This is a genomic window from Pseudomonas tohonis (assembly GCF_012767755.2).
Taxonomy (GTDB): domain Bacteria; phylum Pseudomonadota; class Gammaproteobacteria; order Pseudomonadales; family Pseudomonadaceae; genus Metapseudomonas; species Metapseudomonas tohonis.
Map to the genome: position 1 here is coordinate 4,488,132 of NZ_AP023189.1, position 17,423 is coordinate 4,505,554.

At 68.4% G+C, this 17,423-nt stretch carries 16 protein-coding genes; 5 read left to right on the forward strand and 11 right to left on the reverse strand.

From position 1 onward, the window contains the following. Positions 1-143: 143 nt before the first annotated feature. The gene (locus HSX14_RS20285; RefSeq protein WP_173178916.1) at positions 144-869 is read left to right on the forward strand and encodes an MBL fold metallo-hydrolase; all 726 of its coding nucleotides are present in this window, start codon (positions 144-146) and stop codon (positions 867-869) included. A gap of 27 nt (positions 870-896) precedes the next feature. Here HSX14_RS20285 and HSX14_RS31425 read toward each other — a convergent pair whose 3' ends face one another. From HSX14_RS31425 to HSX14_RS20295, 3 genes are all read right to left on the reverse strand, one after another. Further along, positions 897-1,031 carry a PA1414 family protein gene (locus HSX14_RS31425; protein ID WP_256604856.1) on the reverse strand — a complete coding sequence of 45 codons (135 nt, stop codon included), beginning with the start codon at positions 1,029-1,031 and terminating at the stop codon, positions 897-899. Between the two features lie 139 nt (positions 1,032-1,170). Continuing rightward, positions 1,171-2,466 carry a PQQ-dependent sugar dehydrogenase gene (locus HSX14_RS20290; RefSeq protein ID WP_173178915.1) on the reverse strand — a complete coding sequence of 432 codons (1,296 nt, stop codon included), beginning with the start codon at positions 2,464-2,466 and terminating at the stop codon, positions 1,171-1,173. A 123-nt stretch (positions 2,467-2,589) separates the two neighbouring features. Continuing rightward, positions 2,590-3,216 (reverse strand): cysteine hydrolase family protein, encoded by a 627-nt coding sequence (locus HSX14_RS20295; protein ID WP_173178914.1) that lies wholly within the window; start codon positions 3,214-3,216, stop codon positions 2,590-2,592. A gap of 119 nt (positions 3,217-3,335) precedes the next feature. Here HSX14_RS20295 and HSX14_RS20300 point away from each other — a divergent pair, with 119 nt between their 5' ends. Next, positions 3,336-4,292 (forward strand): helix-turn-helix domain-containing protein, encoded by a 957-nt coding sequence (locus HSX14_RS20300; RefSeq protein WP_173178913.1) that lies wholly within the window; start codon positions 3,336-3,338, stop codon positions 4,290-4,292. A 671-nt stretch (positions 4,293-4,963) separates the two neighbouring features. Here HSX14_RS20300 and ptrR read toward each other — a convergent pair. After that, positions 4,964-5,836, reverse strand: coding sequence for a putrescine utilization regulator PtrR (ptrR, locus tag HSX14_RS20305; RefSeq protein WP_173178912.1), 873 nt, complete (start codon positions 5,834-5,836; stop codon positions 4,964-4,966). Positions 5,837-5,938: 102 nt separating this feature from the next. Here ptrR and HSX14_RS20310 point away from each other — a divergent pair, with 102 nt between their 5' ends. Then, a complete protein-coding gene (locus HSX14_RS20310; RefSeq protein WP_173178911.1) occupies positions 5,939-7,108 on the forward strand; it encodes a YbfB/YjiJ family MFS transporter in 1,170 nt (389 codons plus the stop codon). Between the two features lie 171 nt (positions 7,109-7,279). Here HSX14_RS20310 and map read toward each other — a convergent pair whose 3' ends face one another. From map to HSX14_RS20330, 4 genes are all read right to left on the reverse strand, one after another. Next, positions 7,280-8,023, reverse strand: coding sequence for a type I methionyl aminopeptidase (map, locus tag HSX14_RS20315; RefSeq protein WP_230428061.1), 744 nt, complete (start codon positions 8,021-8,023; stop codon positions 7,280-7,282). 38 nt (positions 8,024-8,061) lie between these two features. Next, on the reverse strand, positions 8,062-8,283 hold the full coding sequence (locus HSX14_RS20320; protein WP_173178909.1) for a ParD-like family protein: 222 nt from the start codon (positions 8,281-8,283) through the stop codon (positions 8,062-8,064). Between the two features lie 165 nt (positions 8,284-8,448). Beyond that, positions 8,449-9,534, reverse strand: a complete 1,086-nt coding sequence (locus tag HSX14_RS20325; RefSeq protein WP_173178908.1) for an extracellular solute-binding protein — start codon at positions 9,532-9,534, stop codon at positions 8,449-8,451. Next, a complete protein-coding gene (locus HSX14_RS20330) occupies positions 9,531-10,571 on the reverse strand; it encodes a histone deacetylase family protein (protein ID WP_173178907.1) in 1,041 nt (346 codons plus the stop codon). Before HSX14_RS20330 ends, HSX14_RS20325 begins: the two co-directional genes overlap by 4 nt. A 447-nt stretch (positions 10,572-11,018) precedes the next feature. Between HSX14_RS20330 and HSX14_RS20335 the strand changes: the two genes are divergently transcribed. Continuing rightward, positions 11,019-11,360: a BRO-N domain-containing protein gene (locus HSX14_RS20335; protein ID WP_173178906.1), complete on the forward strand. Its 342-nt coding sequence runs from the start codon at positions 11,019-11,021 to the stop codon at positions 11,358-11,360. A gap of 331 nt (positions 11,361-11,691) precedes the next feature. Here the strand turns inward: HSX14_RS20335 and HSX14_RS20340 are convergent, their stop codons facing one another. From HSX14_RS20340 to HSX14_RS20350, 3 genes are all read right to left on the reverse strand, one after another. Then, positions 11,692-12,711 (reverse strand): AraC family transcriptional regulator, encoded by a 1,020-nt coding sequence (locus HSX14_RS20340; RefSeq protein WP_173178905.1) that lies wholly within the window; start codon positions 12,709-12,711, stop codon positions 11,692-11,694. Positions 12,712-12,724: 13 nt separating this feature from the next. Beyond that, the gene (gene aceK, locus HSX14_RS20345; protein WP_173178904.1) at positions 12,725-14,455 is read right to left on the reverse strand and encodes a bifunctional isocitrate dehydrogenase kinase/phosphatase; all 1,731 of its coding nucleotides are present in this window, start codon (positions 14,453-14,455) and stop codon (positions 12,725-12,727) included. A 115-nt stretch (positions 14,456-14,570) separates the two neighbouring features. After that, positions 14,571-15,485 (reverse strand): LysR family transcriptional regulator, encoded by a 915-nt coding sequence (locus HSX14_RS20350; protein ID WP_173178903.1) that lies wholly within the window; start codon positions 15,483-15,485, stop codon positions 14,571-14,573. A 105-nt stretch (positions 15,486-15,590) separates the two neighbouring features. On the opposite strand from HSX14_RS20350, the gene HSX14_RS20355 reads away from it, so the two are divergent. Beyond that, entirely contained in the window at positions 15,591-17,333 is a 1,743-nt protein-coding gene (locus HSX14_RS20355; RefSeq protein ID WP_173178902.1) for an amidohydrolase, read from the forward strand. Positions 17,334-17,423 lie beyond the last annotated feature (90 nt).

A 17,423-nucleotide genomic window follows, 5' to 3' on the forward strand; every position in this document is an offset into this window, starting at 1 on the left:
CTCCCACGGTCGTCGGGTGGAGGTCGCTTTTCACCTCCACCAGGCGGAGTCGGGCGAGGCACGCGCCCATGCCGGAAACACCCCCTCCATGGCCCGCACCGGACAGGTATGCTGCTCCCACAACCACAACAAAGGAGCCCCCGATGAAGATCGTCAGCCGCGACCGCTGGTTCGAAGTCGAGCATCTCTACGACGGCGTCAGCCTGATCAGCGAGCCCTATGTGCGCCCCTTCTACCGCTGCAACCTGTGGCATGTGCAGGGCCGCGACCGCGACGTGCTGGTGGATTCGGGCTCGGGCCTGGTCAGCCTGCGCGAGCAGCTGCCCTGGCTCACCGAACGCCCGCTGCTGGCGGTGGCCAGCCACACCCATTTCGACCATATCGCCGGCCATCACGAGTTCGACGAACGCCTGGTGCACCCCGCCGAGGCGGACATCCTCGCCACCCCCGACGGCGACAACACCCTGGCCCGCGCCTTCGTCGGCGACGAGATGTTCGAGGCGCACCCGGACTGCCCGCTGTGCTACGCCGAGTACCGCGTCAAGGCGGCGCCGGCCACGCGGCTGATCGAGGAAGGCGATGTGCTGGACCTGGGGGACAGGACGCTGCAGGTGCTGCACACCCCCGGGCATTCACCCGGTGGCATCAGCCTGTGGGAAGAGCGGACCGGCACCCTGTTCAGCGGCGATATCGTCTACGACGGGCCGCTGATCGAGGACGCCTACCACTCGGACCTGGATGACTACGCGAAAAGCCTCGCTCGGCTGCGCGAACTTCCGGTTCGCACCGTGCATGGCGGGCATTTCCCGAGCTTCTCCGGGGAGCGTCTGCGCGAACTGATCGGTGCCTGGTTCAAGGCGCACGACTGACCGCGCAGGCGACCCGCACAAGGCGCCCTAGCGGCGCCGACGTTGCTCGGCCAGACGACGCTGCTCGTCGCTGCGTACGGGGATGGGTTGCAGACGCGGGCGCTCACTCAGCCCAAGGGTCACGGACAACTGCCAGGCGATATGGCTCAGCCAAGCTTTCATGGGCCCCTCCAATCGATCAAAAGGTTGGTCGGGCGGCCCGAATCAGGTTGGCCGCCCTCGGCGAACGGAACGATTCCGCTGCCAGGTACAGAGTAGTCCTGCCGCGCCAAAGCGAAAATGCCCTGGATCAAATTTCCCCTCAGGGTTCGGCACGAACCTGCCACAAGCTGTTGCCGGCATCATCCGCCACCAGCAGCGCGCCGCTGGGCAGCACGGCGATGCCCGCCGGGCGACCGAAGACCTCGGCCTTGTCCGCATCCTTGACGAAGCCGGTGAGGAAATCCTCCGGCGCACCGCTCGGCTCACCGTTCTCGAACGGCACGAAAACCACCTTGTAGCCGGAGAGCGCGCTGCGGTTCCACGAGCCGTGCTGGCCGACGAACGCACCGTCGCGGTAGCGCTCGGGGAAGGCCTGCTGGGTGTAGAAGGCCAGGCCGAGCGATGCGGTATGCGCGCCCAGGGAGAGCTCGGGCTTGCGCGCCCTGGCCACCAGGTCCGGGCGCTTGCCGGCCAGGCGCGGGTCTTCATTGGGGCCGAAGTAGGCATAGGGCCAGCCGTAGAAGGCGCCCGCCTCCACCTTGGCCAGGTAGTCCGGGACCAGGTCCTCGCCGAGGTTGTCGCGCTCGTTGACCACCGTCCACAGGTCCTGCGTGCCCGGTGCCCAGCCCATGCCCACCGGGTTGCGCAGGCCGCTGGCGAAGATGCGCTCGCCGCTGCCGTCGGGGTTGATCTCGAGGATGTTGGCGCGGCGCTCTTCCTCCTGCATGCCGTGGTCGCCCAGGTTGCTGGCCGAACCGACCGAGATGTAGAGCTTGGAATTGTCGGCGTTGGCGAGGATGTTGCGCGTCCAGTGGTTGTTGTAGCCGCCGGCCGGCAGGTCGAGGATCTTCTCGCCCTCGCCGTGGATCTTCAGGTCACCCGGCTGGTAGGGGTAGCGCCACAGCGCATCGGTGTTGGCCACGTAGAACCAGTCGCCCACCACCTGCATGCCCAGCGGCTGCCTGAGGCCATCGAGGAAGGTCACCCGCTGCTCGGCCACGCCGTCGCCATCGGTATCGCGCAGCAAGGTGATGCGGTCGGCGCTCCTGCCGTAGTTCTGCGATTGCAGCTTGCCGTCCCTGCGCGCCTTTTCCCTGGCCTTGTCGTCCTTCAGCTCGGTGTTGGCCTCGGCCACCAGCACGTCGCCGTTGGGCGTCACGTACAGCCAGCGCGGGTTGTTCAGCTCGCCGGCGTAGCGGTTGACGCGAAAGCCCTTGGGGGCGACGGGCGTCTGCCCATCGGCCCAGCCCTGGACCTTGCTGTAGTTCTTCACCTTGTGGGTCGGGTCGGGGGGCGGCAAGGCGTCATCGGCACGGGCGAAGCCGGCCAGGACGATCACCAGGAACAGCCCGGCGGCAAGGCTGAAGACGACATTGAGGGGGTTGGGCTCGCCCATGGCTCGGTCCTTTTCGTGTGAGGGGCACACTGCATCGACCGGGCCCTGCCCGCAGGGTTCAGGGAATATTTCTGCAACGCCGGCAGGCCCGTCCCAGAGCGCCGGGACGGGCCTGCCGCTGCGTCAGCCGCGGGCCCTCACCGCGCGCTGGTTGGAGAGGTAGAGGTTGTCCGGCTGCAGCGCCTCACCGGTGGCGACGGCGGCGAGCCACTGCCCGGTGCTGGCCACGGCGGCGAAACCGGTGTGAGAGACCAGGGTGAACACCCGGTGGATCTCCTCGGCACTGGCCGAGCCGAGGTCGTTGGCGAAGGGCACCGAGCCGGTGGCGTCATGCAGCAGCTCGACGTTCCAGCCTTCGTGGCGGGCCTGGCGCGCGGTGGATTCGTCGCAGTGCTGGGTCATGTAGCCGACGATGGTCAGGGTGTCGATGCCGCGCTCGCGCAGCCAGGGGCCGAGGTCGGTGCCGGTCAGGGCGCTGGGCAGTGCCTTCTGCACCACATGGTCATGGGCACGATCGGCCACCACGGGGTGCAATTCGGCACCACGGCTGCCACGGGCGAAGATCGGCGAATCCTCAGGCGCCAGGTGCTGCACCAGCACCACGGGGATGCCGGCGGCGGTGGCGGCGTCCATCGCCCGGCCGATATTGGCCAGGGACTGGTCCACGGGCGGGTACTCGATCAGCAGGTCGCCGCTGACGTATTCGTTCTGCACATCGATGACGATCAGCGCACGCTTCGGCTGGGCCATGGTGGAGCTCCTTGTGGTGATTGGACTGGAGCGCATTCTTCGCCTTGGCGATCTCGACGGGTGAGTGGCCCGACAGCCAACTTCCGCTAATATCGGGCCAACCCCAAGGATCCTCCCCCATGCAGGAACACGTGATAGTCGTGGTCGCGTTCGACCGCATCATCCCCTTCCACCTTTCCGTGCCCTGCCTGGTGTTCGGCGAGACCTGCCCGGAGATGGCGCCCTTCGACCTGCGCGTCTGCGCCGCCGAAGCGGGCCCCTTGCGCACCACCGCCGGCTTCACCATCGCCGTCGAGCTTGGCCTGGACGCCATCGCCAGCGCCGACACCGTGATAGTGCCGAGCTGGCGCCACCCCGACGAACGCCCGCCGCAGGCCTTGCTGGACGCCCTGGTCGCCGCCCACGCGCGCGGCGCGAAGATGGTCGGCCTGTGCCTGGGCGCCTATGTGCTGGCCGAAGCCGGCCTGCTCGATGGCCGCCGCGCCACCACCCACTGGGCCTGGGCCCGCGACTTCGCCGAGCGCTACCCGCAGGTGCATCTGGACCCGGACGTGCTCTACCTCGAAGACGGCGAACTGCTCACCTCGGCCGGCACCGCCGCCGGCATCGATTGCTGCCTGCACCTGCTGCGCCAGCATTGCGGCGCCGAGACCGCCAACCGCGTGGCCCGGCGCCTGGTGGTGCCGCCGCATCGCCAGGGCGGCCAAGCGCAGTTCATCGAACAACCCCTACCCACCAGCCCGCGCGACGACCGCCTCACCTGCGTGCTGGATTGGGTGCGCAGCAACCTGGAGCAGGAGCACAGCCTCGACAGCCTGGCCCAGCGCGTGCTGATGAGCCGGCGCACCTTCAGCCGCCACTTCCGCCAGCTCACCGGCAGCCCCCTCGGCGAGTGGCTGCTGGCCGAACGCCTGGCCCTGACCCAGCGCCTGCTGGAAGGCACCGACCAGAGCGTGGAAAAGATCGCCACCCTCGCCGGCTTCGGCTCGCCCGTCTCCCTGCGCCACCACTTCGGCCGCGCCTTCGGCGTCTCGCCCTCGGCGTGGCGGCAGAGCTTCCAGGGGAGCGTGGCGTAGTCCGCAATCAGCTCACCGTAGGTTGGTGCCGAGCACAGCGAGGCCCAACGGTGGGCGTTGGACCTCGTGCAAGGGTCGAGTCCTATCGCGGATGAATCCGCTCCCACGGTCTGGCGGCGCTGGCGAATGAATTGGCGCTGTCTGCGTCAAGTGTTGCTAGGGGATTTGAGCCCAGCTGATTGCCGAGTTTTGCTGATGGTTCCTGTTTCGCCTTGCCGGGCGAGTCCCTTTTCTCAGTCGTCGGGATGCCGAACCACAGAAAAGGAACCAAAAGGGCTTGCCCCATCATCCGGCCCGACTGCGTCGGGTGCCCTCACTCCGTCGTCGTTACTCGCTACGCTCGCCCTTCGGGCCGCACTGAAGTGCGTTCGCCACAAGTGGCGTCTGGGGGCCGGCGCGAAGGGCCATCCATGGCCAGTCGCGCCTCTCGTGGCATCCATGCCACTCGTCCCCCTGCGCAACGACTGCGTTCGGCCTCCTGGAGGGGCGTTGGCGGCTGCTCCAACTTCTTCCTCCAACGCATCACGACGTGGTGCGCACGGACTTTCGGATGGGTCGGGCAGCGTTCCGCAAGCGAAGCGAAACCCATGCTGCCGCACATACCCTTCGCGGATGGATCCGCTCCCGCGATCCGGCGGCGCCGGGCGAATGAATTCGCCCCTACAGGGCAGTCATGCGGCCTGCGCCGCCTCCGCTTCGATCACCTCGATCCACGCCTTGAGGTTGGCGCCGAGCATGCCCTTGCGCCACATCAGCCAGGTGGTGGTGTGGTCGAAGGGTTCGGCCAGGTGATGCACCGCCACCGCTTCGCGGCCGGGCAGGGTCTCGAGCATGGACAGCGGCATCAGCGCCACGCCGCCACCGGCGACCACGCAGGCGAGCATGCTGTGGTAGGACTCGATCTCCATGATCTGCCCCATGGGCACCCGCGCGGCGGCGAACCAGCTTTCGATGCGTTTGCGGTAGGAACAGCGCGGGCGGAAGCTGTAGACCGATTCGCCCTGCACGTCCGCCGCCGAGGCCACCGGGGCGTGGCCGAGGCTGGTGATCAGCACCAGCGTCTCCTCGAACAGCGGCAGGCCGTCCAGCTCGGCGTAGTCCATGGGGCCGTCCACCAGTGCCGCGTCCAGCCTGCCGCTCACCAGCCCCTCGACCAGCTCGCCGCTGGGCAGGGTCTGCACCTGGAGGTTGACCGCCGGCCAGCGGCGGTGGAAGCGCGCCAGCATCCCCGGCAGGTGGATGGCCGCCGTGCTGTACATGGAGCCGATGACGAATTCGCCCGCCGGCTCACCGCCCTTGAGCGCCGCCTCCGCCTCGGCCTGCAGCCTGAACATGCGCTCGGCGTAGCCCAGCAGCACCTTGCCCTCGGCGGACAGCTGCAGGCGCTGGCGTTCGCGCAGGAACAGGTCCACGCCCAGGGCCTCCTCCAGCTGGCGCAGGCGGGTGGAGAGGTTCGACGGCACGCGGTTCATGCGCACCGCGGCCTTGGCGATGGAGCCTTCTTCGGCGACCGCCTGGAAGATGCGCAGCTGACTGAGTTCCATGGCAACCATTCTCTTTGGATGAACAAGTTGTTCTTTATTATTCGTTTTAACTGAACAAGTCAAAAACCTAGCATGGCCTCCATCGCCACTCCGGAGGCCGCCATGTCGCCCATCATCCGCATCGTCGCCAGCACCCTCGCCCTGTTCGTCGCCATGGGCGTCGGGCGCTTTTCCCTCACGCCCCAATTGCCGCACCTGATCGCCGAAGGCCAGGTGGACCTCACCGGCGCCGGCCTGGTCGCCGCCGCCAACTACCTCGGCTACCTGGTGGGCGCCCTCGACGCGCTGCGTGCCACGGCGCCGGCCCAGGCCCATCGCCGCCTGTTCGGCGGTCTCTGGGCGGGCGTCGCCATCACCCTCGCCTCCAGCTGGGCGTTCGGCTTCTGGCCCCATGTGGCGCTGCGTTTCGCCGCCGGTGTCTCCAGCGCCTGGGTGCTGGTGGTGCTCACGGCCCTCGCCGCCCAGGTCGCGGTGCAGGCCGGGCGGCCGCGCCTGGCCGGGTTGATCTTCACCGGGCCGAGCCTGGGCGTGCTGGCCACCGGGCTGATGGCCCTGGCGCTGAACCTGCTGGGCCAGGGCTCGTCCAGCGCCTGGCTGCTGTACGGCGTGACCGCGCTGGTGCTGACCCTGGCCATCCACCCGCTGCTGCCGCGTCCGCAGGAGCGCGCCGATGCCGCGCTGCAGCCGGCGGGCCCGCGCCCCAGGGCCTTCTACCCCTTGCTGGTGGCGTACTCGCTGGTGGGCATCGGCTACATCATCCCGGCCACCTTCCTTTCGCAGATGGCCGCCGCGCAGTTCCGTGGCCAGTGGCTGGCCGACCTGTTCTGGCCCGCCTTCGGCCTGATCGCCACCCTGGGCGTGCTGCTGGTCAGCCTGCGCCGCCCGGGCACAGGCAGTACCGGCCGCTGGCTGGTGGGCGCGCTGTGGCTGCAGGCATTCGGTGTGCTGGCCTGCCTGTTCCCGGGGATGACCGGCCTGGCGCTGGGCGTGATCTTCTGCGGCGGCCCCTTCCTCGCCAGCATGCTGCTGGTGATGCAGCGGGCCCGGGAGATCGACCCGCTGGGGCATGCGCGCAACGTCGGCCTGCTCACCGCCGGCTTCGCCCTGGGCCAGCTCGGCGGGCCGCTGCTGGCGGCCCTCAGCAGCCACTTCAGCGGCGGCCTGCGCCCCGCCCTGCTGCTCGCCGCCGGCGCCCTGTTGCTGGCGGGCGGGCTGATGCTCAAGGCGCGGGAAGAGGTGAAGGTGGAAGCCGTGGCGGTGTGCCGGGGGTGAGCCAAATGCCATGGCACACCCGTAGGTTGGGCTGAGGTACGAAGCCCAACGCAGCGAGGTCGAATCCCTCGTCGTTGGGCCTCGCTGCGCTCGGCGCCAACCTACGGCACCGAGCGGTGGCGCCTCTGTATAGCACGTTCCCGGGCTGAAGCCCGGGCTACAGGGCGGCGGCTAGCCCGGGAAGGCGTCGCGCTCTTCCTCGCGCAGGGTGAGCACGCGAAAGCCGCTCTCGGTGACGAGGACGGTGTGCTCGAACTGCGCCGAGAGGCTGCCGTCGCGGGTGACGACGGTCCAGCCATCGGCCAGGGTACGGACGCTGCGGCGGCCCTGGTTGATCATCGGCTCGATGGTGAAGGTCATGCCCGGCTGCAGGCGCAGGCCCGTGCCGGGATGGCCGACGTGGAGCACCTGGGGGCTTTCGTGCATCTGCCGGCCGATGCCATGGCCGCAGTACTCCACCACCACCGAGTAGCCCGCCTCCTCGGCACGGCTCTGGATGGCGTGGCCGACATCGCCCAGGGTCGCGCCCGGGCGCACCAGGCGGATGGCGTCGTAGAGGCACTGCCGGGTCGTTTGCACCAGGCGCCGGGCGTCGTCGCTGACGGCGCCGAGGCAGTACATCTTGCTGGTGTCGCCGTAGAAGCCGTCCTTGATCACCGTGACGTCGACATTGACGATGTCGCCCTCCTGCAGCACCTCTTCCGCCGAGGGCCAGCCATGGCAGACCACCTGGTTGACCGAGGTGTTGACGGTGAAGGGATAGCCGTACTGCCCCTTGCTGCCGGGGATCGCCTGCAGCGTGTCGAGGATGTAGCGCTCGGCGAAGGCGTCGATCTGCGCGGTGGTGACGCCGGGGACGATGAAGTCATCCAGCGCCTCCAGCACCCGAGCGGCCAGGCGGCCGGCGACGACCATGCGCTCGATCTCGGCGGCGTTCTTGATCGTGACCTTGCTCACTCCACCGCCTCCACCGGCGGCGTGGCGGAGAGCTCCAGTTCACGGGCCTCCTCCATCAGGCGCTTGACGATGTCGGCGTAGGTCAGCTCCGGCTGGGCCTCGGCGAGCATGCCGATGCGCATCCAGTGCTCGGCCTGGGCGTTGATGGAGCGGGACATGGCGCGGCAGGCGATGCGCGCCTCTTCGTGCAGAACATCGGAAATCTTGACGATACCCATGGCGAATGATCCATATATGAAGTGCTACATAACATAGCATTTCATTTTTAAAGCACAAATGAAAAAGGGCCGCGGTGCGGCCCTTCTTTTTTGCGCCCCATCATCTGCAGCAGTGATGGGTTTCGCTTCGCTCTACGCCATCCTGCGGGCGCGAGCGCGGTCGGTTCAGGTGCCGGTCTTGATCTTGGTCCAGGTGCGGGTACGGATGCGTTCCAGCTTCGGCGGCAGCATCTCCACCGAGAACAGCTTCGCCTGCACCTCCGCCGGCGGGTAGACGTTGGGGTTGTCGCGCAGGGTGGGCGAGATCAACCCGTCCGCCGCCTGGTTGGGGTTGGCGTAGGCCACGTGGTCGGAGATGGGCGCGACCACCTCCGGGCGCAGCAGGTAGTTGAGGAAGGCGTGGGCCTGCTCGACGTTCTGCGCGTCCCTGGGGATGGCCAGTACGTCGAACCAGGCGGCCGTGCCTTCCTTGGGAATGCGGTACACGACCTTCATCCCGTTGCCCGCCTCCTCGGCGCGGGCCGCGGCCTGCATGGCGCCGCCGGACCAGGCCAGGGCGACGCAGATCTCGCCGTTGGCCAGGTCGCTGACGAACTTCGAGGAGCTGAAGTAGGTGATGTGCGGGCGCAGGCGGGTGAGCAGTTCCTCGGCCTTGGCGTAGTCCTCGGGGTTGCGGCTGTTGGGCGGCAGGCCCAGGTAGTGCAGCACCTCGGGGATCACCTCGGTGGGCGAGTCGAGGAAGGCCACGCCGCACTGCTTGAGCCTGGCCAGGTTGTCGGGGTTGAAGATCAGCTCCCAGGAATCCACCGGCGCGTTCTCGCCGAGCACCGCGCGCACCTTGTCGACGTTGTAGGCGATGCCGTTGGTGCCCCACATGTAGGGCATCACGTACTGGTTGCCCGGGTCCTTGGCGGCCAGCACCTTGAGCAGCGCCGGGTTGAGGTTCTTCCAGTTGGGCAGCTTGCTCTTGTCCAGCGGCTGGAACACGCCGGCCTTCATGTAGTTGGGCAGGAAGCCGTCGCTGGGCACCACCAGGTCGTAGCCGGAGTGGCCGGAGAGCAGCTTGGCCTCGAGCACCTCGTTGCTGTCGTAGACGTCGTACTTGGGGGTGATGCCGCTGTCCTTGCGGAAGTTCTCCAGGGTGTCCGGGGCGATGTAGTCGAACCAGTTGTAGATGCGCACCACCGGCTCGGCGGCGGCGTGGAGTGAGGCGCCCAGCAGCGCCAGGGCGAGGAGATGGCGCGCGCTCATCGGGCCACCTCTTCATAGCCCTGCAGCACATTGACGGCGTTCACCCCGATGGCCTCCACCGCATAGCCGCCTTCCATGATGAACAGCGTCGGCAGGCCGAGGGCGGCGATGCGCCGGCCCATGGCCAGGTAGTCGGGCGAGTCCAGCTTGAACTGGGAGATGGGGTCGTCCTTGTAGGTGTCGACACCGAGGGAGATCACCAGCGCGTCCGGCGCGTAGGCGGCGATCTTGCCGCAGGCGTCCTCCAGCGCGGCGGCCCAGCCGTCCCAGCCGGTGCCATGGGGCAGCGGGTAGTTGTGGTTGCAGAGCGCGCCCGCGCCTTCGCCGCGCTCGTCGGCGTGGCCCAGGTAATAGGGGTATTCCACCAGCGGGTCGCCGTGGATCGAGGCGAAGAGCACGTCGCCTCGGTTGTAGAACAGCTCCTGGGTGCCGTTGCCGTGGTGGTAGTCGACGTCGAGGATGGCCACGCGGCGTGCGCCCTGGTCGAGGAAGACATGGGTGACGATGGCGGCGTTGTTGAAGAAGCAGTAGCCGCCCATGAAGTCGCTGCCGGCGTGGTGGCCCGGCGGGCGGCACAGGGCGAAGGCGGTGTTGGCGCCGTTGCGCATGTGGTCCTGGGCGGTGAGCGCGACCTGCGCCGAGCTGTACACGGCCTGCCAGGTGCCGGCGGTGATCGGCGCCTCGGTGTCGAAGCAGTAGTGGCCGAGCTGGCCGTGCAGCGCGGTGGGGATGGGGCCATCACGGCGCAGGCGGCGCGCGGGGAAGGTGCTCGGCAGCATGTCGCAGCTGTGGCCTTCGGCGGCCCAGCGCGCCCAGGCGCCCTTGAGGAAATCCACGTAGGCGGCGTCGTGCACCCGCAGGATGGGTTCCAGGCCGAAGTCGCGGGGCTCGATCACCTCGCCCAGCGCCTGGTGGCGCACCCGCGCCAGCACGGTGTCCGCACGGCTGGGCATCTCGAAGCAGGGCTGGAGCTTGCCGTCCACCAGTTCGGACTGGCCGAAATGGAGACGATGGTCGTCGCTGTACACGGTCAGCATGCCGGGAACCTCATCTTGTTATTGGTGAATGGATTCTGTGGCCGATCGGGGCCCCTTGCGCAGGGGGACGGGCGGCCAATAGGGGATCGAAATGGCCAACCTGACTGGCCACAGGGTTGCGGCCAGGCAGGCTCCGACAGTTCTGACACGACAACTGCATTGCCGTCCTACAAGGGGCTTGGGCAGCATCCCGCTCCGTTGCGACCCAGGTTGCAACCTGGGCTTAGAACCCCAGCCAATACAGATGAGGCGCGCCATAAGCAGGATCGACAGGAGACCTTCCTGTCGTTCCTGGCTGTCTATGGCGGACTGTGCAAGGGGGGCTCACGCCCGCCCGGTTATCTGCCCTGTCTGTTACCGGTGGTTCTAAACCTTGCACGGTCCGCCACCCCAACACCCGGATGGCCGGGGGTGGCGGCTCCAATGGATTCGACAGGGAGCTGCATCATGACCAACCGCTATTTCGACACCCTCCGCTTCTTCCGCTACCGCCGCCTGCTGCGTGCCACCCTCATCCAGCACGAACCCTGGTTCGCCGCCCGCGACCTTGCCCGCCTGATGGGCATCCACTTCGGCGACAAGGTCCAGGCGCGCCTCGACCCCGACCAATGGCGCCTCGGCCTCATCGCCGCCGGCGACGGTACGGTGGGCGAGGAAATGATGGTCAGCGAATCCGGCGCCTACGCCCTCCTCCAGCGCCACTTCCCCCACCCCGAGAACCGCAACCTGCGGCAATGGCTCACCCAGGAAGTGATCCCGGCGCTGCGCCAGGCACGGGCGATCGCCTGACTCCTCGCATGGGCCATCCCGGGCTGAAGCCCGGGCTACCCGGTGCGTAGGGCCGCCGGAGGCAACGTCCCACCTTCACTGGATCCCCGCGTTCGCGAGGATGACGGGGTTACGCGAACGTACCCGCCCATACGTCACCCCCGCGAAAGCGGGGGCCCACTGAACACAATGCGGACGCAACCAATGTGGGCGGCGGGAAACGGCAGCGGTGGGCTGAAGCGGAGCACCGCCCGGCCCACCCACGCGTTACGTGTGGGTTCAACGCGATTGGGGGCTCCACTTGGTGGATGGGAGAAGCGCCATCCACCCCCGGGTTGGCCTGCGCCGGGGCTCAGCCGCGGAACTGGCTGGGGGGCTGGCCGCTCCAGCGCTGGAAGGCGTGGCGCAGGCTGGCGGTTTCGCTGAAGCCGAGTTCTTCGGCGATGCGGTAGATGGGCAGCTCGCCCTGCTGCAGCAGTTCCTTGGCGCGGGCGAAGCGCAGGTCGTCGAGCAGTTGCTGGTAGCTGGTCTGCTGCTGGGCCAGGTGGCGGCGCAGGCTGCGGGCGGAGCAGTTCATGGCGCGGGCCAGTTCCTCCAGCCCCGGCGGCGAGGCCAGGCGCTGGGCCAGTTGCTCGCGCACACGCTCCAGCCAGGCGCGGCGGGTGGCGAACTCGGCGTTCTGCCGGCGGCACTGTTCGAGCATTTCACGGTGGGTCACAGGGTCTGCCAGGGGCAGCGGGCGCTCCAGCCATTGGCGGGGGAAGCCGAGGCCGCTGCGCGCGCGGCCGAAGCGCGGGGCGCGGTCGAAGGCCTGGCGGTAGAGCGGCGCGGCGCCGGGGGGCTCGGGGTAGTCCAGCTCCAGCGCCGCCACCGGCAGCGGCTGGCCGAGCAGGTCGGCGCAGATCACCCGCAGCGAGCCCAGGCAGAGTTCGGTGTTGAAGGGTTTCAGCGCTTCGCGCTCGCCGTAGCCGCTGGCCAGCAGCCAGGCCAGGTCGCCCTCCTCCACCAGGCGCAGGTGGAAGTAGGTGCCCAGCAGCACCGGGTAGCCGAGGCCGATGCGCAGGGCCTCGCCCAGGGTGGGTGCCGAGAGCAGCGCGTAGCCCAGCAGGCCGTAGGCGGAGATGCGCGTGCGCTGGCCCAGCTCGAGCCCCAGCGCGGGGGTGTCGGCGAGGCGCAGGGCGTTGGCGAACACCTGCTGCTCCTGCCCGGGGTTGATCAGCCGTTGCAGAGCACGCAGGTCGTCCTCGGTGATGCCGCTGCCTTCCAGCAGGCTGGCGGCGTCGATGCCGCGCTCACCGAGGCAGGCCACGGTGAGCGTCGACATGTGCAGCGAGTTGAGCCAGGTGGCCCTGGAGAACAGCGGGTCGCCCATGGCCTTCAGGCCGTCACTGGATGGCGTCCGGGCGTTCCTTGCGCCGGTAGGGGAAGACGTCGATCACCTTGCCGGCGCGGATGGCGTCCTGGAGGCTCTTCCAGTAGTCGGCGTCGTAGAGGTCGCCGTGCAACTGGTTGAACAGCTTGCGCTGGCCGATATCGGCGAACAGGAAGCGCGGGAACTCCTCGGGGAACACGTCGTGCGGGGCCACCGAGTACCAGGGCTCGGAGGACATCTCGTCCTCGGGGTAGCGCGGCGGCGGGATGAAGCGGAAGTTGACCTCGGTGAGGTAGCTGATCTCGTCGTAGTCGTAGAACACCACGCGGCCGTGACGGGTGACGCCGAAGTTCTTCAGCAGCATGTCGCCGGGGAAGATGTTGGCGGCGGCCAGCTGCTTGATGGCCAGGCCGTAGTCGTCCAGCGCCTCGCGCACCTGAGGCTCGCTGGCGCTTTCCAGGTAGATGTTCAGCGGGGTCATGCGGCGCTCGGTCCAGCAGTGGCGGATGAGCACGGTATCGCCTTCCAGTTCGACGGTGGACGGCGCCACCTCCAGCAGCTCGGCCAGGCACTCGGGCTCGAACTTGGCCTTGGGGAAGCGGAAGTCGGCGAACTCCTGGGTATCGGCCATGCGCCCGACGCGGTCGACGCTCTTCACCAAGCGGTACTTCTCGATGACGGTGTTGCGGTCGACGTTCTTCGACGGCGAGAAGCGGTCCTTGATGATCTTGAACACGGTGTTGAAGCCCGGCAGCGTGAACACGCTCATGACCATGCCGCGCACGCCGGGCGCCATGATGAAGCGGTCGTCGGTGTTGGCCAGGTGGTTGATCAAGGCGCGGTAGAACTCGGACTTGCCGTGCTTGTAGAAGCCGATGGAGGTGTACAGCTCGGCGATGTGCTTGCCCGGCAGGATGCGCTTGAGGAAGCCGACGAACTCCGCCGGCACCGGCACGTCCACCATGAAGTAGGAGCGGGTGAAGGAGAAGATGATCGAGACGTCGGCTTCGTCGGTGATCAGTGCGTCCACCTGGATGCCCTTGCCCTCGCGGTGCAGCAGCGGGATGACCAGCGGCCACTGCTCGTCGCGGGTGTAGATGCGGCCCACCAGGTAGGCGCCCTTGTTGCGGTAGAGGGTCGAGGAGAACAGCTCGACGCACAGTTCCGGGTCCTTGATCACCCAGTCCGGCAGGCTGTCGCGCAGCTGGGCGACCAGGCGATCGAGGTCGCGCTCCAGGTCGTCGAAGGGCACGGCGAAGCGGTAGTCGTCGAGGATCTGCAGCAGCGCCGCCTTGAGGTCGCCGCGCGGGTGGTAGCTGCGGGTCTGCGGCGCGCGCTCGTGGGGGCGCAGGGACGGCCGCGTGGTGTGGATGAACATGCAGCCGTCGCTGATCAGGTCATGGCTGAACAGGCCGCAGAAGATCGAGTTGAACCAGGTTTCCGAGAGCTCGTCGTCGAAGCGCAGGTCGATCAGCTTGATGTAGGCGCTCTTGACCAGCGGCCACAGCTGCACGTCCAGCAGCACCTCTTCGTCGAAGGCGGCGCGCAGGCGCTCGCCCACTTCGCTCACCTTCTCCTCGTAGAGGGCGATCCGCGCGGCGGCCGCCTGCTGGATCTCCTGCCACTGCGCCTGCTCGAAGCGGGCGCGGGCGCCGTCGGTGATCTGACGGAAATGCTCACGGTAGTCGTCGAAACCATCGAGGATCAGTCGCGCGATATCTGCGGCCGGCCATTGCTGCGCCATGGGGAACACTCAGCTGGGAATTCGGAAGACGGAGCTTAGCCACAGCCCGGCCCGAAAAAAAGCTCCCCCTGCATCAGCCCCGGCCGGACCGCTCGCGACCGACGGGTCACGGCGCTCAGGCCAGCCCCCGCGCCTCGAGGAAGGCGGCCAGGTAGTCGATGAACGCCAGCACCTTGCCGGTGGCCCGGCGATGGCTGGGGTAGACGGCGAGGATCTGGTCGCCGAAGGCGTCCGGGTCGATCTCGTGGTCGGCCAGCAGGCGCACCAGGCGGCCATCGGCGATATAGGGCGCGGCGCTCCACAGGGGCGTGTGCAACACGCCGACCCCGGCCAGGGCGTTGGCCAGCAGCAGGTCGTAGTTGTCGCTCTCCAGGCGCGGGGCGGCAGGCTGGGCCAGGCGCGTGCGCTGGCCGTCGCATTCCACCCACCAGTACTGCCGGCTCAGCGCCGGGTGGCGGTAGGCGAGCCAGTCGTGGCGGTCGAGATCGGCGAGGGTCGGCACGCCCTTGCGTGCCAGGTAGGCGGGGCTGGCGCACAGGGCCAGGCGGTTGCGCCCGACCACCCGGGCGATCAGCCCCGGCAGGTCGCTCTGCCCCTCGCGCAGGGCCAGGTCGTAGCCCGCCTCCACCAGGTCGACGAAGGCGTCGCACAGATCGACCCGCAGGCTGATCTGCGGGTAGGCGGCGAGAAAGCCCGCGCACACCTCATCGAGGAAGGCGCGGCTGAAGGCCAGCGGCGCGGTCATCCGCAGGCTGCCCTGCAGGCCGTGCTGCAGCTGGCCGATCTCCTCGCCCACATCGTGCAGGCGCTGCAGCAACTGGCGCGCGGTCTCCAGGTAGAGGCGCCCCGCTTCGGTGAGGACGATGCGCCGGGTGCTGCGCTCGAACAGGCGCGCGCCCAGCTCGGCCTCCAGGTGGCTGACGGCCTTGGTCAGCGCCGAGGGGGTCTTGCCCAGTTGCTCGGCGGCACGGCTGAAGCTGCCCTGTTCGGCGGTGGCGACGAACATGGCGATGGCACCGAGCTTGTCCATGGTTTTTCCATTCCGGCAAAAGGGTTTTGCACGCTGCCGGCGTTCTGCCAGCCCCGGGGAGCCGCTAGTCTCGCTGGCAGACCGACAAAAACAAAGGGGGAGCCCGTGAAAAACTTCGTTCCACGACTACTGGCGGCTGCGGTGGCTTTTGCCTCGATGGAAGCCATGGCCGGTGCCGATATGGTGCTGTTCAACGGCAAGGTGTTCACCGCCGACAAGGCCCGCCCCATGGTGCAGGCCATCGCCGTGGAGAACGGCAAGGTGCTGGCGGTGGGCAGCGATGCCGAGATCAAGGCCCTGGCGGACGCTTCCACCCAACGCATCGACCTCGGCGGCAAGGCGCTGATGCCGGGCCTGATCGACACCCACTCCCACGCCATCTTCGGCGGCCTGGAGATGTCCACCGCCAACATGGGTGACGAGCAGGTGAGCCTGGATGAGTTGGAAAAACGCCTGCGCACCTGGCGCGACGATGGCACCGCGCGCCACGGCGACACCCTCTACGTCGGGGGCATGACCTCCGCCTACTGGGCCCAGGCCGAGGCCATGGGCCAGCGCTTCGACCAGGGCGAGTGGGCCGGGGTGCCCATCGTCTTCGTCGGCAGCGACCACCACACCGCCTGGGCCAACGCGGCCATGCGCAAGCGCGCCGGCATCGACGCCAAGCTGGTCGAGTCCCTTCCCGAGGCCGAGCGCGGCACCATCGGCCTGGGCAAGGACGGCGCGCCCAACGGCTTCCTGGTGGACGCCGGCTGGGACCGCGTCGCCGCCGTGCTGCCCCCCATGGACCCGGCCCTGCTGCTGCGCGCCGGCGAGAACGCGGTACGCACCAACAACAGCCTGGGCATCACGGCGTGGATGGACCCGGCCGCCAACGGCGCCCCCGGCGAGCCCTTGTTCGCCCTGAAGCCCACGGAGAAGTCCGTCGGCGTGCTGCCGGTGTACAAGGCGCTGGCCGAGAAAGGCGAGCTGACCGCCCACGTCGCCGCGCTCTTGGTGGCCCACCCGAAAAGCCGCCCCGCCGACCTGGACACGCTGGAGAAGGTGCGCCAGCAGTTCCAGGGCATCGACAACCTGAGCCTGCCGGGGATCAAGATCTTCGCCGACGGCGTGCTGGAGTACCCGGCACAGAGCGCGGCGCTGATCGACCCCTACAGCAACAGCCACAAGCAGGGCGAGCTGCTGATCGACCCGGCGCACTTCGGCGAGCTGGTCAGCGCGGCGGATGCACGCGGCTGGCTGGTGCACATCCACGCCATCGGCGACCGTGCGGTGCGCGAGGCGCTCAACGGCATCGAGCAGGCCCGCCGCGACCGGCAGAGTGGCATCACCCACTCGATCACCCACCTGCAACTGGTGAACCCCAAGGAGTTCGCGCGCTTCAAGCCGCTCGACGTGATCGCCTCCATGCAGCTGCTCTGGGCCGCCGGCGACGACTACACGCTGGACATGGTCAAGCCCTACGTCAGCGCCTTCGCCTTCCGCTACCAGTACCCGGCGCACTCGCTGCTGCAACAGGGCGCGACCATCGCCGGCGCCAGCGACTGGCCGGTGTCCTCGCCCAACCCCTGGGCGGCCATGGCCCAGGCGGTGACCCGCGAAGGCGAGAAAGGCGTGCTCAACGCCGAGGAGCGCCTGGACCGCGACACCATGTTCTACGCCTACACCCTCAACGCCGCGCGGACCATCGGCCAGGAGCAGCACATCGGCTCGCTGGCCGCCGGCAAGCAGGCCGACTTCATCCTCCTCGACCGCGACGTGTTCACCGTGGACGCCAAGGCCCTGGCCGAAACCCAGGTGCTCAAGACCTGGTTCGGCGGCCGCGAGGTCTACACCGCCGCCCGATAACAAGACCGCACCACCGCTGATGCCTGGCCCCGCTGCATGGGGGTCGGGCGAAGCCTTGCCCTTCATCTGCCCATAACAACCACAAGATCG

What these genes read in the sequence shown, in the direction of transcription:
- HSX14_RS20285 (WP_173178916.1), top strand. Translation starts at nt 144, where the DNA reads ATGAAGATCGTCAGCCGCGACCGCTGGTTCGAAGTCGAGCATCTCTAC.
- HSX14_RS31425 (WP_256604856.1), bottom strand. Translation starts at nt 1,031, where the DNA reads ATGAAAGCTTGGCTGAGCCATATCGCCTGGCAGTTGTCCGTGACCCTT.
- HSX14_RS20290 (WP_173178915.1), bottom strand. Translation starts at nt 2,466, where the DNA reads ATGGGCGAGCCCAACCCCCTCAATGTCGTCTTCAGCCTTGCCGCCGGG.
- HSX14_RS20295 (WP_173178914.1), bottom strand. Translation starts at nt 3,216, where the DNA reads ATGGCCCAGCCGAAGCGTGCGCTGATCGTCATCGATGTGCAGAACGAA.
- HSX14_RS20300 (WP_173178913.1), top strand. Translation starts at nt 3,336, where the DNA reads ATGCAGGAACACGTGATAGTCGTGGTCGCGTTCGACCGCATCATCCCC.
- ptrR (WP_173178912.1), bottom strand. Translation starts at nt 5,836, where the DNA reads ATGGAACTCAGTCAGCTGCGCATCTTCCAGGCGGTCGCCGAAGAAGGC.
- HSX14_RS20310 (WP_173178911.1), top strand. Translation starts at nt 5,939, where the DNA reads ATGTCGCCCATCATCCGCATCGTCGCCAGCACCCTCGCCCTGTTCGTC.
- map (WP_230428061.1), bottom strand. Translation starts at nt 8,023, where the DNA reads ATGGTCGTCGCCGGCCGCCTGGCCGCTCGGGTGCTGGAGGCGCTGGAT.
- HSX14_RS20320 (WP_173178909.1), bottom strand. Translation starts at nt 8,283, where the DNA reads ATGGGTATCGTCAAGATTTCCGATGTTCTGCACGAAGAGGCGCGCATC.
- HSX14_RS20325 (WP_173178908.1), bottom strand. Translation starts at nt 9,534, where the DNA reads ATGAGCGCGCGCCATCTCCTCGCCCTGGCGCTGCTGGGCGCCTCACTC.
- HSX14_RS20330 (WP_173178907.1), bottom strand. Translation starts at nt 10,571, where the DNA reads ATGCTGACCGTGTACAGCGACGACCATCGTCTCCATTTCGGCCAGTCC.
- HSX14_RS20335 (WP_173178906.1), top strand. Translation starts at nt 11,019, where the DNA reads ATGACCAACCGCTATTTCGACACCCTCCGCTTCTTCCGCTACCGCCGC.
- HSX14_RS20340 (WP_173178905.1), bottom strand. Translation starts at nt 12,711, where the DNA reads ATGGGCGACCCGCTGTTCTCCAGGGCCACCTGGCTCAACTCGCTGCAC.
- aceK (WP_173178904.1), bottom strand. Translation starts at nt 14,455, where the DNA reads ATGGCGCAGCAATGGCCGGCCGCAGATATCGCGCGACTGATCCTCGAT.
- HSX14_RS20350 (WP_173178903.1), bottom strand. Translation starts at nt 15,485, where the DNA reads ATGGACAAGCTCGGTGCCATCGCCATGTTCGTCGCCACCGCCGAACAG.